This is a genomic window from Streptomyces sp. NPDC046859 (genome assembly GCF_040645135.1).
Taxonomy (GTDB): domain Bacteria; phylum Actinomycetota; class Actinomycetes; order Streptomycetales; family Streptomycetaceae; genus Streptomyces.
Window position 1 is genome coordinate 165,230 of record NZ_JBEYXR010000004.1, and the last position, 13,527, is coordinate 178,756.

At 71.4% G+C, this 13,527-nt stretch carries 9 protein-coding genes and 1 pseudogene; 4 read left to right on the forward strand and 6 right to left on the reverse strand.

What is annotated here, in order from left to right; genetic code table 11:
• Positions 1–5 precede the first annotated feature (5 nt).
• Positions 6–1,139 (reverse strand): ADP-forming succinate--CoA ligase subunit beta, encoded by a 1,134-nt coding sequence (gene sucC / locus ABZ899_RS07080; protein ID WP_361341893.1) that lies wholly within the window; start codon positions 1,137–1,139, stop codon positions 6–8.
• Positions 1,140–1,284: 145 nt separating this feature from the next.
• Here sucC and ABZ899_RS07085 point away from each other — a divergent pair, with 145 nt between their 5' ends.
• The 4 genes from ABZ899_RS07085 (at position 1,285) to ABZ899_RS07100 (ending at position 7,878) form a co-directional block, all read left to right on the forward strand.
• Positions 1,285–2,967: a thiamine pyrophosphate-binding protein gene (locus ABZ899_RS07085; protein ID WP_361341895.1), complete on the forward strand. Its 1,683-nt coding sequence runs from the start codon at positions 1,285–1,287 to the stop codon at positions 2,965–2,967.
• Between the two features lie 10 nt (positions 2,968–2,977).
• Positions 2,978–4,228 (forward strand): formyl-CoA transferase, encoded by a 1,251-nt coding sequence (gene frc, locus ABZ899_RS07090; RefSeq protein ID WP_361341897.1) that lies wholly within the window; start codon positions 2,978–2,980, stop codon positions 4,226–4,228.
• A 4-nt stretch (positions 4,229–4,232) separates the two neighbouring features.
• Positions 4,233–6,377, forward strand: coding sequence for an acetate--CoA ligase family protein (locus ABZ899_RS07095; protein WP_361341900.1), 2,145 nt, complete (start codon positions 4,233–4,235; stop codon positions 6,375–6,377).
• A 121-nt stretch (positions 6,378–6,498) separates the two neighbouring features.
• Positions 6,499–7,878 carry an OFA family MFS transporter gene (locus tag ABZ899_RS07100; protein ID WP_361341903.1) on the forward strand — a complete coding sequence of 460 codons (1,380 nt, stop codon included), beginning with the start codon at positions 6,499–6,501 and terminating at the stop codon, positions 7,876–7,878.
• An 81-nt stretch (positions 7,879–7,959) separates the two neighbouring features.
• Here ABZ899_RS07100 and ABZ899_RS07105 read toward each other — a convergent pair whose 3' ends face one another.
• The 5 genes and pseudogenes from ABZ899_RS07105 to ABZ899_RS07125 form a co-directional block, all read right to left on the reverse strand.
• The gene (locus tag ABZ899_RS07105) at positions 7,960–9,162 is read right to left on the reverse strand and encodes a sugar phosphate isomerase/epimerase family protein (protein ID WP_361341906.1); all 1,203 of its coding nucleotides are present in this window, start codon (positions 9,160–9,162) and stop codon (positions 7,960–7,962) included.
• A gap of 114 nt (positions 9,163–9,276) precedes the next feature.
• A complete protein-coding gene (locus tag ABZ899_RS07110) occupies positions 9,277–10,707 on the reverse strand; it encodes a nucleotide pyrophosphatase/phosphodiesterase family protein (protein WP_361341908.1) in 1,431 nt (476 codons plus the stop codon).
• Positions 10,704–11,873, reverse strand: a complete 1,170-nt coding sequence (gene eboE, locus ABZ899_RS07115; protein WP_361341911.1) for a metabolite traffic protein EboE — start codon at positions 11,871–11,873, stop codon at positions 10,704–10,706. Before eboE ends, ABZ899_RS07110 begins: the two co-directional genes overlap by 4 nt.
• A 3-nt stretch (positions 11,874–11,876) precedes the next feature.
• A complete protein-coding gene (locus tag ABZ899_RS07120; RefSeq protein ID WP_361341914.1) occupies positions 11,877–12,818 on the reverse strand; it encodes a TatD family hydrolase in 942 nt (313 codons plus the stop codon).
• 24 nt (positions 12,819–12,842) lie between these two features.
• A pseudogene (locus ABZ899_RS07125) lies at positions 12,843–13,469 on the reverse strand (EboA domain-containing protein); the annotation flags it as partial.
• Between the last annotated feature and the right edge of the window lie 58 nt (positions 13,470–13,527).

Genomic DNA, 13,527 nt, shown 5'->3' on the forward strand with positions numbered 1-13,527 from the left:
TCTCCTCAGGCGGTGGCGGCGGCGAGTCGGGCGGCGCGCTCGGCGGCGCCGTCCATGGTGGTGGCCTGCTGGACCAGCGGGTGGGCGTGCTCGTCGAGGATGGCCCGGCCGCGGGCGGCGTTGTTGCCGTCGAGGCGGACGACGAGCGGCTTGGTCAACCTGACGGTGTCCAGGGCCCGGACGATGCCGTCGGCGACCGCGTCGCAGGCGGTGATGCCGCCGAAGACGTTGACGAGGACCGACTTCACGGCCGGGTCGGACAGGATGACGGAGAGGCCGTCGGCCATGACCTGGGCGGAGGCCCCGCCGCCGATGTCGAGGAAGTTGGCGGGCCGGGCGCCGCAGCCGGCGACGACGTCGAGGGTGGACATGACGAGGCCGGCGCCGTTGCCGATGACGCCGACCTCCCCGTCGAGCTTGACGTAGTTGAGGCCCTTGGCTGCGGCGGCGGCCTCCAGGGCGTCGTCGTGCCCGGCGCCGTCGGCGCCCCAGCGAGCCTGCCGGAAGCGGGCGTTGTCGTCGAGGGTGACCTTGCCGTCGAGGGCGAGGATGTGGCCCTGCCTGGTGCGCACGAGCGGGTTGACCTCGACGAGGAGGGCGTCCTCGCGGACCAGTACCTCCCAGAGGCGGACGAGGACGTCGACGGTCTGCGGCGGCAGTCCGGCGGCCTCGGCGATCTCCCCGGCCTTCGCGGAGGTGACGCCCTCGGCGGGGTCGACGGGCACGCGGGCGACGGCCTCGGGCCGGCCGGCGGCGACCTCCTCGATCTCCGTGCCGCCCTCCGCGGACGCGATCGCGAGGAAGCGGCCCGCCGCGCGGTCGAGGACGTAGGACACGTAGAACTCGGCCTCGATGTCGACGGGTTCGGCCAGCATGACCGTGCCGACCGTGTGGCCCTTGATGTCCATGCCGAGGATCTGACGGGCGGTGAGCTCCGCGGCGGCCGGGTCCGCGGCGAGCTTCACGCCGCCCGCCTTGCCCCGGCCCCCGGTCTTCACCTGTGCCTTGACGACGACGCGGCCGCCGAGCCGCCGGGCGATCTCGCGGGCCTCCTTGGAGGAGTCCGTGACCTCCGCCCGTGGCACCACGATGCCGTGTTCTGCGAAGAGTTCCCTTGCCTGGTGTTCGTACAGGTCCATTCCGGCTCCTGACTCGAAAGTGCCGCACGCCCCCTGGACACCACCCACCGGATGCGGGATAACAAGGTTCATACAGTATTCGTCGACTGTATGCAATGTACCGCGAGAGCCGCTCCCACCCCCTACGAAGGGACAGGACTTCGCCATGCCCGACGACACCCAGGACGTCATCTCCGGTGGTCATCTCGTAGCCAAGGCACTGAAGGCCGAGGGCGTCGACCGCATCTACACCCTGTGCGGCGGCCACATCATCGACATCTACGACGGCTGCGTCGACGAGGGCATCGAGGTCGTCGACGTCCGTCACGAGCAGGTCGCCGCCCACGCCGCCGACGGCTACGCCCGCATCACCGGAAAGCCCGGCTGCGCGGTCGTCACCGCCGGGCCCGGCACCACCGACGCCGTCACCGGCGTCGCCAACGCCTTCCGCGCCGAGTCACCGATGCTGCTCATCGGCGGTCAGGGCGCGCTCACCCAGCACAAGATGGGGTCCCTGCAGGACCTGCCGCACGTCGACATGATGACGCCGATCACCAAGTTCGCGGCGTCCGTGCCGGACACCGCCCGTGCCGCGGACATGGTGTCGATGGCGTTCCGCGAGTGCTACCACGGCGCCCCCGGGCCCTCCTTCCTGGAGATCCCCCGCGACGTCCTCGACGCCAAGGTGCCGACGGCGAAGGCGCGGGTGCCCCAGCCGGGCGCCTACCGTGCCTCCACCCGTTCCGCCGGTGACCCCGAGGCCGTCGAGCGGCTCGCCGACCTGCTGGTCCACGCCGAGAAGCCGGCCATCCTGCTCGGCAGCCAGGTGTGGACGACCCGGGGCACCGAGGCGGCCGTCGAACTGGTGCGGACCCTCAACATCCCCGCCTACATGAACGGCGCCGGCCGGGGCACGCTGCCGCCCGGCGACCCGCACCACTTCCAGCTGTCCCGCCGGTACGCCTTCTCCAACGCCGACGTCATCGTGATCGTCGGCACGCCCTTCGACTTCCGCATGGGCTACGGCAAGCGGCTGTCGCCGGACGCGACCGTCGTGCAGATCGACCTCGACTACCGCACCGTCGGCAAGAACCGCGACATCGACCTCGGCATCGTCGGGGACGCCGGCCTGGTGCTGAAGTCGGTGACGGAGGCCGCCTCCGGGCGCGTCAACGGGGGCGCGTCCCGGCGCAAGGAGTGGCTGGACGAGCTGCGCGCGGCCGAGCAGACCGCCCTGGAGAAGCGGCTGCCCAGCCTCAGGTCCGACGCCTCGCCCATCCACCCGTACCGGCTGGTCAGCGAGATCAACGACTTCCTCACCGAGGACTCCATCTACATCGGCGACGGCGGCGACATCGTCACCTTCTCCGGCCAGGTCGTGCAGCCCAAGTCGCCCGGGCACTGGATGGACCCCGGTCCGCTCGGCACGCTCGGCGTCGGGGTGCCGTTCGTGCTCGCGGCCAAGCAGGCACGTCCCGACAAGGAGGTCGTCGCGCTCTTCGGCGACGGCGCGTTCTCCCTGACCGGCTGGGACTTCGAGACGCTCGTCCGCTACGACCTCCCCTTCGTCGGCATCGTCGGCAACAACTCCTCGATGAACCAGATCCGTTACGGCCAGGCCCAGAAGTACGGCCTGGAGCGCGAGCGGGTCGGCAACACCCTCGGCGACGTCCACTACGACAAGTTCGCGCAGATGCTGGGCGGTTACGGCGAGGAGGTCCGCGACCCCGCCGACATCGGCCCCGCGCTGCGGCGCGCCCGTGAGTCCGGGAAGCCGTCGCTGATCAACGTCTGGGTCGATCCCGACGCGTACGCCCCCGGAACCATGAACCAGACCATGTACAAGTGAGGTGGCCCGCATGACCGGCACGACGGGTACTCCGTCCAAGGCCCTCGAAGGCATCCGCGTCCTGGACATGACGCACGTGCAGTCCGGGCCGTCCGCGACCCAGTTGCTCGCCTGGCTCGGCGCGGACGTCGTCAAGCTGGAGGCGCCGACCGGTGACATCACGCGCAAGCAGCTGCGCGACCTCCCGGACGTCGACTCCCTCTACTTCACGATGCTCAACTGCAACAAGCGGAGCATCACCCTCAACACCAAGACCGAGCGCGGCAAGGAGATCCTGACCGAGCTGATCCGGCGCTCCGACGTCATGGTCGAGAACTTCGGGCCGGGCGCGGTCGACCGCATGGGCTTCACCTGGGACCGCATCCAGGAGATCAATCCCCGGATCGTCTATGCCTCCATCAAGGGGTTCGGCGACGGCCCGTACACCGCCTTCAAGGCGTACGAGGTCGTGGCGCAGGCCATGGGCGGGTCGATGTCGACCACCGGTTTCGAGGACGGACCGCCGCTGGCGACGGGGGCCCAGATCGGTGACTCGGGCACGGGGGTGCACGCGGTGGCGGGAATCCTCGCGGCGCTCTTCCAGCGCGAGACCACCGGGCGCGGTCAGCGGGTCAACGTGGCCATGCAGCACGCTGTGCTCAACCTCTGCCGGGTGAAGCTGCGCGATCAGCAGCGGCTCGCCCACGGCCCGCTTCCCGAATATCCCAACGACGACTTCGGCGACGAGGTTCCCCGGTCCGGCAACGCGTCCGGCGGGGGTCAGCCGGGCTGGGCGGTCAAGTGCGCGCCGGGCGGCCCGAACGACTACGTGTACGTCATCGTCCAGCCGGTCGGCTGGCGGCCGGTCAGCGAGCTCATCGGCCGGCCCGAGCTGGCCGACGACCCCGAGTGGGCGACGCCGGAGGCCCGGCTTCCCAAGCTGGGCAAGATGTTCCAGCTGATCGAGGAATGGTCCTCGACGCTGCCCAAGTGGGAGGTGCTGGAGCGGCTGAACGCCCACAACATCCCGTGCGGGCCGATCCTGTCCACCAAGGAGATCATCGAGGACCAGTCGCTGGTCGCCAACGAGATGGTCGTCACCGTGCCGCATCCCGAGCGCGGCGAGTTCACCACCGTCGGCAGTCCGCTGAAGCTGTCCGACTCCCCCGTCGAGGTGACCAGTTCACCGCTGCTCGGCGAGCACAACGAAGAGGTGTACGTGGGCGAGCTCGGGCTCGGTGACGAGGAACTGCGCCTGCTCAAGTCGAACGGGGTGATCTGACGTGATGGCCGAGGACCGCGTCATCAGGGTGCGGGAGCTGCTCGACGCGGTGCGGGCCGAGGGCCGTACCGCGCTGACCGCGCCCGAGGGCAAGGTGATCGCCGACGCCTACGGGATCGCCGTACCGGGCGAGGAACTCGCGCGGGACGTCGACGAGGCCGTGGCGTGCGCGGCGCGCTTCGGCGGGCCGGTGGTGATGAAGATCGTCTCCCCGGACATCCTGCACAAGACCGATGCCGGCGGTGTGGTCGTCGGGGTCGAGGGGGCGGCGGACGTCCGGGCGGCGTTCCACCGCATCGTCGGCAACGCGCGCGCGTACGCCGCGGACGCCCGGATCGAGGGCGTGCAGGTGCAGGAGCTGCTGCCGCCGGGGCAGGAGGTCATCGTCGGCGCGGTCACCGACCCGACGTTCGGGAAGGTGGTCGCCTTCGGGCTGGGCGGGGTCCTGGTGGAGGTCCTCAAGGACGTGACGTTCCGGCTGGCGCCCGTGACCGCCGACGAGGCGCTGTCCATGCTGGACTCGATCCGTTCCGCGGAGATCCTGCGCGGGGTGCGCGGCGGGGCGGCCGTGGACCGGTGGGCGGTCGCCGAGCAGATCCGCCGGGTCGGGCAACTGGTCGCCGACTTCCCGGACATCGCCGAGGTGGACCTCAACCCGGTCATCGCCACCGCGGAGGGGGCCCTGGCGGCGGACATCCGGGTGATCCTCTCCTCCGAGGCGCGCAAGGAGCGAAGGCGGTACACGCGCGCGGAGATCCTCACCTCGATGCGCCGGCTGATGCAGCCGTCGGCGGTCGCCGTCATCGGAGCGTCCAACGAGCAGGGCAAGATCGGCAACTCGGTGATGCGCAACCTGGTCGACGGCGGCTTCGCCGGGGACATCCATCCGGTGAACCCCCGGGCCGATGACATTCTGGGCCGCAAGGCGTACAAGAGTGTCACGGACGTACCCGGTGAGGTGGATGTGGCGGTCTTCGCCATCCCCGCGAAGTTCGTGGCGTCGGCGCTGGAGGAGGTGGGGCGCAAGGGCATCCCGAACGCCGTGCTGATCCCCTCCGGGTTCGCGGAGACCGGTGAGCACGCGCTCCAGGAGGAGATCGTCGCGATCGCCGAACGGCACGGCGTCCGGCTGCTCGGGCCGAACATCTACGGCTACTACTCGACGTGGCAGGACCTGTGCGCCACGTTCTGCACGCCGTACGACGTCAAGGGCGGGGTGGCGCTGACCTCGCAGTCCGGCGGCATCGGCATGGCGATCCTGGGCTTCGCGCGGACCACGAAGACGGGTGTGTCGGCGATCGTCGGCCTGGGCAACAAGTCGGACCTGGACGAGGACGACCTGCTGACCTGGTTCGGCGAGGACCCGCACACCGAGTGCATCGCGATGCACCTGGAGGACCTCAAGGACGGGCGTGCGTTCGTCGAGGCCGCGCGGGCGACCGTGCCGAAGAAGCCCGTCGTGGTCCTCAAGGCGGGGCGGACGGCCGCCGGCGCGAAGGCCGCCGGGTCGCACACCGGGGCCCTGGCGGGCGACGACGCCGTGTACGACGACATCCTCCGGCAGGCCGGCGTCATCCGGGCTCCCGGGCTCAACGAGATGCTGGAGTACGCGCGCGCGTTGCCGGTCCTGCCCACTCCCCGGGGCGACAACGTCGTGATCATCACGGGGGCGGGCGGCAGCGGGGTGCTGCTGTCGGACGCGGTGACGGACAACGGCCTGTCCCTGATGGAGATCCCACCGGATCTGGACGAGTCGTTCCGCAGGTTCATCCCGCCCTTCGGCGCGGCGGGCAACCCGGTGGACATCACGGGCGGCGAGCCGCCGTCGACGTACGAGGCGACGATCCGGCTCGGTCTGGAGGACCCCCGCATCCACGCGCTGGTCCTCGGCTACTGGCACACCATCGTCACTCCCCCGATGGTCTTCGCGGAGCTCACCGCGCGCGTGGTGGCCGAGTTCCGCGAGCGCGGGATCGAGAAGCCCGTCGTCGCGTCGCTCGCGGGTGACGTGGAGGTCGAGGAGGCCTGCCAGTACCTCTTCGAGCGGGGGGTCGTGGCGTACCCGTACACGACCGAGAAGCCGGTGGCCGTGCTGGGCGCCAAGTACCGGTGGGCGCGGGCGGCGGGACTCCTGGGGGGCGGTTCATGAGGTGAGCCGGCGGGGGGCCGGGCGACGGTGCGCGTCGGCCGGCCCCGGGACCCGCGCGCGCACGAAAGGCATTGGACAGGGGGCGCTGGCCAGAACTTTCGACGCAAGGGGTGCAAACAACGTGACTACTACCGACGTTACGCGGGTCGCCACCTACCGGGAGGTGACCGACAGGAACGGACGCGTCTACCGTGTCGGCGAGACCGACGTCGACATCATGGGCCGCAAACGCAAGTGGATGGTGATCCTGCCCTGGGTGGGCATGATGGGCATCTCGTCCGCCGAGTACGCCTTCGCGTCCGCGGAGGACACGCTGCACGAGGCCCATCAGTGGTCCAGCAGCAGCATCTACTGGATGATGACCGCCTGGGTGTTCTGCCAGGCCGCGGTGGCCTTCCCTGCGGGGCGGCTGCGTGAGAACGGCAAGCTGCCCGCGCGGTGGGCGATGATGCTGGGTGCGGTCGGCACGCTGCTCGGCTATCTGTCGCTGGCCTTCGCGCCGCATGTCGCCCTGGCCTTCCTCGGCTTCGGCGTCTTCAGCGGTATGGGCGCCGGCATGGTGTACGCGACCTGCGTCAACATGGTCGGCAAGTGGTACCCGGAGCGCAAGGGCGGCAAGACCGGCTTCGTCAACGGCGGATTCGCCTACGGCTCGGTGCCGTTCGTCTTCATCTTCCACGGCTACATGGACGGCTCCAACTTCCGCTGGGTGCTGGTCTCCTCCGGTGTCTTCCTCGCCGCGGTGGTGGCGGTCGCCGGGTTCTTCTTCCGGGACCCGCCGAAGAACTGGTGGCCGGCCGCCGTCGACCCGCTGAACCCGCCGGACGACCCGCGCGCGCGGCGCTCGCTAGAGAAGAACCCGCCGGCCGTCAAGCAGTACTCCCCCTTGGAGGCCTGGAGGACCGGCCGGGTGGCGCTGATGTGGTTCTGTCTGGCCTGCACCTCCGGCGTGAACATCTTCGGCATCGCCTTCCAGGTCGACATCGGCGAGGAGGCGGGCTTCGCGGCCGGCATCGTGGCGACCGCGATGTCGCTGAAGGCGATCGTCAACGGCACCGGCCGCGGTGTGATCGGGTGGCTCTCCGACCTCTACGGCCGCAAGCAGTGCCTGCTGTACGTGTGCGCGATCCTGGGGCTCGCGCAGTTCGGCATCATCTGGGCGGCCGAGATCCAGAACCTGCCGCTGTTCCTGTTCTTCTCCGCCGTCTCCGGCTTCGGCGGCGGGGCCATCTTCCCGATGTTCGCGGCGATGACGGCGGACTACTTCGGTGAGAACAACAACGCCACCAACTACGGGATGGTCTACAGCTCCAAGCTCGTCTCCGGCCTGGGCGCGGGCATGGGCTCCGTGGTCGTCGCCGCGTGGGGCTACAACGGCGCCTTCAGCCTGGCGGGCGGCATCTCGCTCTTCGCCGGAGTCGTCGCGCTGTTCCTGCATCCGCCGGGACGGCCGAAGACCAAGCAGGTGACGCCCAACCCCCGCCCGCTCGGCGAGGGGTGACGCCAGCGGCATCGGCGCGCACGGACCGGGCGGCCCCTCCCGTGGTGCGGGAGGGGCCGCCCGGTCCGGTGTGCCAGGGGGTCAGCAGCGCCGCTTGCGCAGGGCCGCCATGTTGTCGTAGCTGATCTTGGCTTCGCGCAGCGACTGCGCGGGGTCGGTGGCGCTCGGGGAGTTGTCGTCCTCCACCATCGGGTTGCGGTAGTCGCTCAGCCCGACCCGTGAGAAGAACGTCGTGTAGTCGATGTCGCCGGTGCCGAACGGCACCATGTCCCAGCCCATGCCGTTGGTGGTGCTGACGACGCCGTCCTTGGCGTGGAACAGCGGGTAGCGCTTGTTGTACCGGGTGACCAGGGCCGCCGGGTCGAAGACGTTCTCGCGGGTGGAGCCGTCGTGGGCGGTGTAGGTGTGGAACTTGTACTGGGCGACGTGCGCCCAGAAGACGTCCATCTCCAGCCAGACCACCTTCGGGTCGGTGATCTTGAGGAAGTACTCCAGCTTCCGGACGCCCGAGCTGCGGGTCGGCCGGCCCTGGTCGTCCAGCGGGCCGCCGTCGAGCAGGAAGCCGTAGGCGCTGTCGTGGTTGTGGGTGTAGAGCTTGATGCCCGCGCGGCGGGCTATCTCGCCGAGGGCGTTCCACTTGTCGGCGGCCACGTCCCAGTCGGCGCGGTACGAACTGCCGGTGGGGTCGCCGCCGGTGCCCATGTGGTCCATGCCGAGAATGTTGGCGATCTCCAGGTGCTTCTTGAAGGTGTCCGTGTCGGCCGTCGTCAGCGGCCAGGAGGACGGGATGAAGCCGTGGTTGCCCTGGGCGCGCAGACCATACTCGTCGAGCCAGCGGCGCAGCAGCCTGGCTCCCTCGACGGTCTCCAGGTTGTCCCCACCGGGCGCGTTCGGGTGCTGGCGGTAGCCGGCGAACTCGACCTGGCGGTAGCCGTGCCGGGCGAGCTGCCTGAACACCTCCCGGAAGCCGGACGGCAGGTCGCTTGCCAGCGGGTCGCGCGCCGTGGCGTCCCGGACGGTGTAGAGGATGATGCCGCGCTTGTGGGGCGGAACGAGCACCTGGCCGCGGCCGTGGTCGTGTCCGTGGCCGTGGTCTCTGCCCCGGTCCTGGGCCAGGGCGGGGGCCGCTCCGAGGACGGGGGCGGCGACGGCTCCGGCGGCCACGGCGGTGCAGGTGCTGAGGAAGCGGCGCCGGCCCACGCCGAGGCTGCGGCGCAGCGCCTCGTCGGGGGTGTCGGTGAGCGGGACGGCTGGGGTGCGGGAGGAGTCGGAGTACGGGGTCACGGGTGCCCTGCCTTCTCGGTCGTGGCCGGTGCCGGTGGCGCCGGGCCGGCCGTTGTCAGTGCCGTGTGTTTCACTCTCGGTAGTCGGATTTCGGCGGCCGTGCGTCGTGCGGTGTCAGCCGAGTCCGGCGAGCCGGAGCAGGAGTTGCTTGACGTCGGTGGCCGCGACGCGGTCACCGACAGCGCGGGGGGTGGAGCAGATGAGGAGCGGACCGTCGTCGTCGCTCGCGGGAAGGCGGCCGTGGCTGCCGCGAATAGGTGAGGGGTCCAGGGGCACGACCGCCATGCGGTAGCGCATGCCGAGTTTCTTGCGGGCGAGCGCGGTCGCGGCCTTGACCTTCACGTACGGGTCGAGGGGATCCATGAAGAGTTCGACCGGGTCGTAGCCGGGTTTGCGGTGGATCTCGACGAGCTGCGCGAAGTCGGGCGCGCGGTCGTCGTCGAGCCAGTAGTAGTACGTGAACCAGGCGTCGGGCTCCGCCACGGCGACGAGTTCGCCCGAGCGCGGGTGGTCGAGGTGGTGGGCCTTCTTGCCCTCGTCGTCGAGGAGCTGGTCGATGCCGGGCAGTCCGTCGAGGGCGGCGCGGGTGGCGTCGAGGTCCTCGGGCCGGCGGACGTAGACGTGCGCGATCTGGTGGTCGGCGACGGCGAAGGCCCGGGACGCCATCGGGTCCAGGTACTCCATGCCGTCCTGGGTGTGCACCTCGAGCAGGCCGGCGCGGCGCAGGGCCCGGTTGATGTCGACGGGGCGGTCGGCGCGGGTGATGCCGTACTCGGACAGCGCGACGACGGTACGGCCCTGGGTCCGGGCGTCGTCCAGGAGCGGGGCGAGGGCCGCGTCCAGATCGGCGGCGGCCTTCAGGGAGCGCGGGTCGTCGGGGCCGAAGCGCTGCAGATCGTAGTCGAGATGGGGGAGGTAGCACAGGGTCAGGTCGGTGTCGCGGGTGCGCATGACGTGCCGGGTGGCGTCGATGATCCAGCGGCTGGACACGAGGTCGGCGCCGGGGCCCCAGAAGTGGAACAGCGGGAAGGTGCCCAGCTTGTCGGTGAGTTCGTCGTGCAGGGCGGGGGGCCGGGTGTAGCAGTCGGGTTCCTTGCGGCCGTCGGCGTAGTAGACGGGACGGGGGGTGACGGTGATGTCGGTGTCGGCGCCCATGGCGTACCACCAGCAGATGTTGGCGACGGTGTAGCCGGGGTGGGCGCGGCGGGCGGCGTCCCACAGCTTGTCGCCGGAGACCAGCCCGTTGTGCTGGCGCCACAGCAGGACGTCGCCGAGCTCGCGGAAGTACCAGCCGTTGCCGACGATGCCGTGCTCGGAGGGGTGGGAGCCGGTGAGGAAGGTGGACTGCGCGGCGCAGGTGACGGCGGGCAGGACGGTGCCGAGCGGCGCCTGGGAGCCGGACTGGGCGAGCCTCTTCAGGTGGGGCATGTGGTGCAGGAGACGGGGGGTGAGGCCGACGACATCGAGGACGAGGAGCGGTGTGGGGCGGCCGGCGGCGCCGGAGGGGGCGCCGGGCCGGGTGGCCGGGTCGGGTCGCTCGGTCATGGCAGCTCCTTCAGGCCGAGGTCGGTCAGCAGGTCGCGGGCGAGCGTGAGTTCGGCGGCGATGCCGTCGGCGAGCTGGTTGCGGGCGCGGGGCCGCAGCTCGGGCGGCAGGGCCTGCCAGGTGTAGGTCTCGACCTCGAGGTGGTGGGTGAGCGGCTCGGGTCCCCCGGCCAGCCGGGTCAGTACGGACTTCAGGACGGGGAGCGTGGAGGTGAGGGGCGCCGCGGGCGCGGCGTGCAGCGGCACGTGGAAGTGGGCGCGCCACGGCGAGGCGTCGGGCAGGGCGTCACCGGTCAGGGCCTCGCCGAGGTCGTCGGTGCCGCGCAGGCCGGCGGCGGTGGCGACGCGGGTCTGGTGCAGGAAGCGGGGTTCGTCGAAGGCGGCGAGCGCCTCGCGGACCTCGGGGAGGTGGGGGTGTTCGGCGTGCAGCGCGGCGGACAGCTGGGACTTGACGACGGGGACGCCGGCCGCGGCGAGGGCGTCCAGGGCGGTGTGCGGGTCTTCGAAGGAGGTGGCGAGGTGGCAGGTGTCGACGCAGACGCCGATGCGCGGGTGTCCGATGGCGGCGAGCGGGGCGAGGGCGTCGCCAGTGGTCTCGACGACGCAGCCGGGTTCGGGTTCGAGGCCGACGCGGATGTCCCGGCCGGTGAGTTCCTGGAGGGCGTCGAGGCGTTCACCGAGGGCGGCCAGGGCGGTGCGGGCGGTTTCGGCGCGCCGGTCGTCGTAGGCGGTCCGCCAGGCCAGGGGCAGGGTGGAGATGGTGCCGCGGGTGACGTCATCGGGCAGCAGCCCGGCGAGGACGCGGGCCAGGGCGGTGGTGTGCTCCAGGCGCTCGGGGTCGGCCCAGTCCGGCTTGTAGACGCGGTACTTGACCTCCTCGGCGCCGAAGCCTTCGTAGGGGAAGCCGTTGAGGGTGACGACCTCCAGGCCGCGCCGGTCGAGTTCGGTGCGCAGCCTGCGCAGCGCGGACGGGTCGGAGACCAGAGCCCGGGCGGCGTCCCTGGCGAGCCACAGGCCGATGCCGAGGCGGTCGCGTCCGAGCCGTCTGCGGACCGGTTCGCAGTGGTCGCGCAGCTGGGCGAGGACGCCGTCCAGGGTCTCCGCCGGGTGCACGTTGGTGCAGTAGGCGAGGTGGACGGTGGAGCCGTCGGGGTGGCGGAAGCGCATCGCTCACGCCCCCGGGACGGCGGTCGCCTCGTGCCGGTCCGCCGACGCGCCGGCCGGTCCCGCACCGGGGTCCTTCCCCGGTCCCGTGCCGGGGTCCTTCGGTACGCCGCGCTGGATGGAGTTGCCCTCGTGAGTGGCGTCAGGAGTGGGCACGTCGAGGGTGAGGCGGCCGCTGAGCCCGTAGAAGGCGACGGGGTTGCGCCACAGCACCCGGTCCACGTCGTCCTCGGCGAAACCCTCGGCCAGCATCAGGTCGGCGACCTTGCGGGTCTTGAGGGGGTCGCTGCGGCCCCAGTCGGCCGCGGAGTTCACCAGGACCCGCTCAGGGCCGTAGGCGCGCAGGATGGCGACCATCCGTTCCTCGTCCATCTTGGTGTCGGGATAGACGGAGAAGCCGAGCCAGCAGCCGCTGTCCTTGGCCTCCTTGACGGTGGTCTCGTTCAGGTGGTCGATCAGGACGTGGTCCAGGGGCAGGGCGGACTCGCGGACCACGTCGAGGGTGCGGCGCAGGCCGGCGAGCTTGTCGCGGTGCGGGGTGTGGACCAGCGCGGGCAGTTCGTGGGCGGCGGCGAGTTCGAGCTGGGCGGCCAGGGCGGTGTCCTCGGCGGGGGTCATCGAGTCATAGCCGATCTCGCCGACGGCGACGACCTGGTCCTTGACGAGATACCGGGGAAGTTCGTCGAGGACCGGGACGCAGCGCGGGTCGTTCGCCTCCTTGGGGTTGAGGGCGAGGGTGCAGTGGTGGGCGATGCCGTGCTGGGCGGCGCGGAACGGCTCCCAGCCGAGGAGGGAGTCGAAGTAGTCGAGGAAGGAGGCGGGAGAGGTGCGGGGCTGGCCGAGCCAGAAGGAGGGTTCGACGACGGCACGGACACCGGCGGCGTACATGGCCTCGTAGTCGTCGGTGGTGCGCGACGTCATGTGGATGTGGGGGTCGAAGAGGCGCATCGGGACTCCTTGCCGTCGGTGCGCTCAGCCGTGGTCGGCGGCGGGCGCGAAGGGGGTGGCCGGGGGGTCGGTCAAGGTCAGTACGCGGTGCAGGTCGGCGGGGACGGCGCGGCCGGCGGCGGTGCGCTCGGCCGCGTAGTCGGTCAGCATCCGGGACAGTTCGGTGTCGCGGTGCGCCCGGCGGTCCAGGTCGGCCACGGCGTCGACGGGCACTCCGGTGAACAGGCACTTCAGGACTGCGTGTCGCCATGCGTGGGCGTCGAGGTGCCGGGCGGCGTAGGGGCCGACGGCGGCGGTGAGGAGCCTGGTGTCGTTGGTGCGCAGGGCGTCCTCGACGAGTGGCAGGCCCTCGGGGCCGGGCACCAGGTGCGGCAGGGCGTACAGGACGGCGCGGCGTTCGGCGCCGGTGCCCTGGTAGTAGACCCGGGCGAGAGCGTCGGCGTCGGCGCGGGCGGCGTGCAGGATGAGGACGCGGGCGGCGTCGGCGTGCGCGGGACCGCAGCGGCGGCCGGCCTCGGCGATACGCAGCTCCCACACCGAGATGGGGCCGTGGGTGCCGGGGTGGGCGGCGGCCTCGTCGAGGGCGCGCCGCAGCCAGCCGCGGGCCGGTTCGTCGAGCCGGGCGGTGAGGTGGTCGCGCAGTTCGGCGGGCGTGACGGTGGCAAGGGGCGCGCTGCCGGCGGGCGGTTCGGTCGCACCGGCCGTCGCG

Bases quoted from the DNA above. Each gene is read 5' to 3' on its own strand.
- sucC (WP_361341893.1), bottom strand. From the start codon at position 1,139: ATGGACCTGTACGAACACCAGGCAAGGGAACTCTTCGCAGAACACGGC.
- ABZ899_RS07085 (WP_361341895.1), top strand. From the start codon at position 1,285: ATGCCCGACGACACCCAGGACGTCATCTCCGGTGGTCATCTCGTAGCC.
- frc (WP_361341897.1), top strand. From the start codon at position 2,978: ATGACCGGCACGACGGGTACTCCGTCCAAGGCCCTCGAAGGCATCCGC.
- ABZ899_RS07095 (WP_361341900.1), top strand. From the start codon at position 4,233: ATGGCCGAGGACCGCGTCATCAGGGTGCGGGAGCTGCTCGACGCGGTG.
- ABZ899_RS07110 (WP_361341908.1), bottom strand. From the start codon at position 10,707: ATGACCGAGCGACCCGACCCGGCCACCCGGCCCGGCGCCCCCTCCGGC.
- eboE (WP_361341911.1), bottom strand. From the start codon at position 11,873: ATGCGCTTCCGCCACCCCGACGGCTCCACCGTCCACCTCGCCTACTGC.
- ABZ899_RS07120 (WP_361341914.1), bottom strand. From the start codon at position 12,818: ATGCGCCTCTTCGACCCCCACATCCACATGACGTCGCGCACCACCGAC.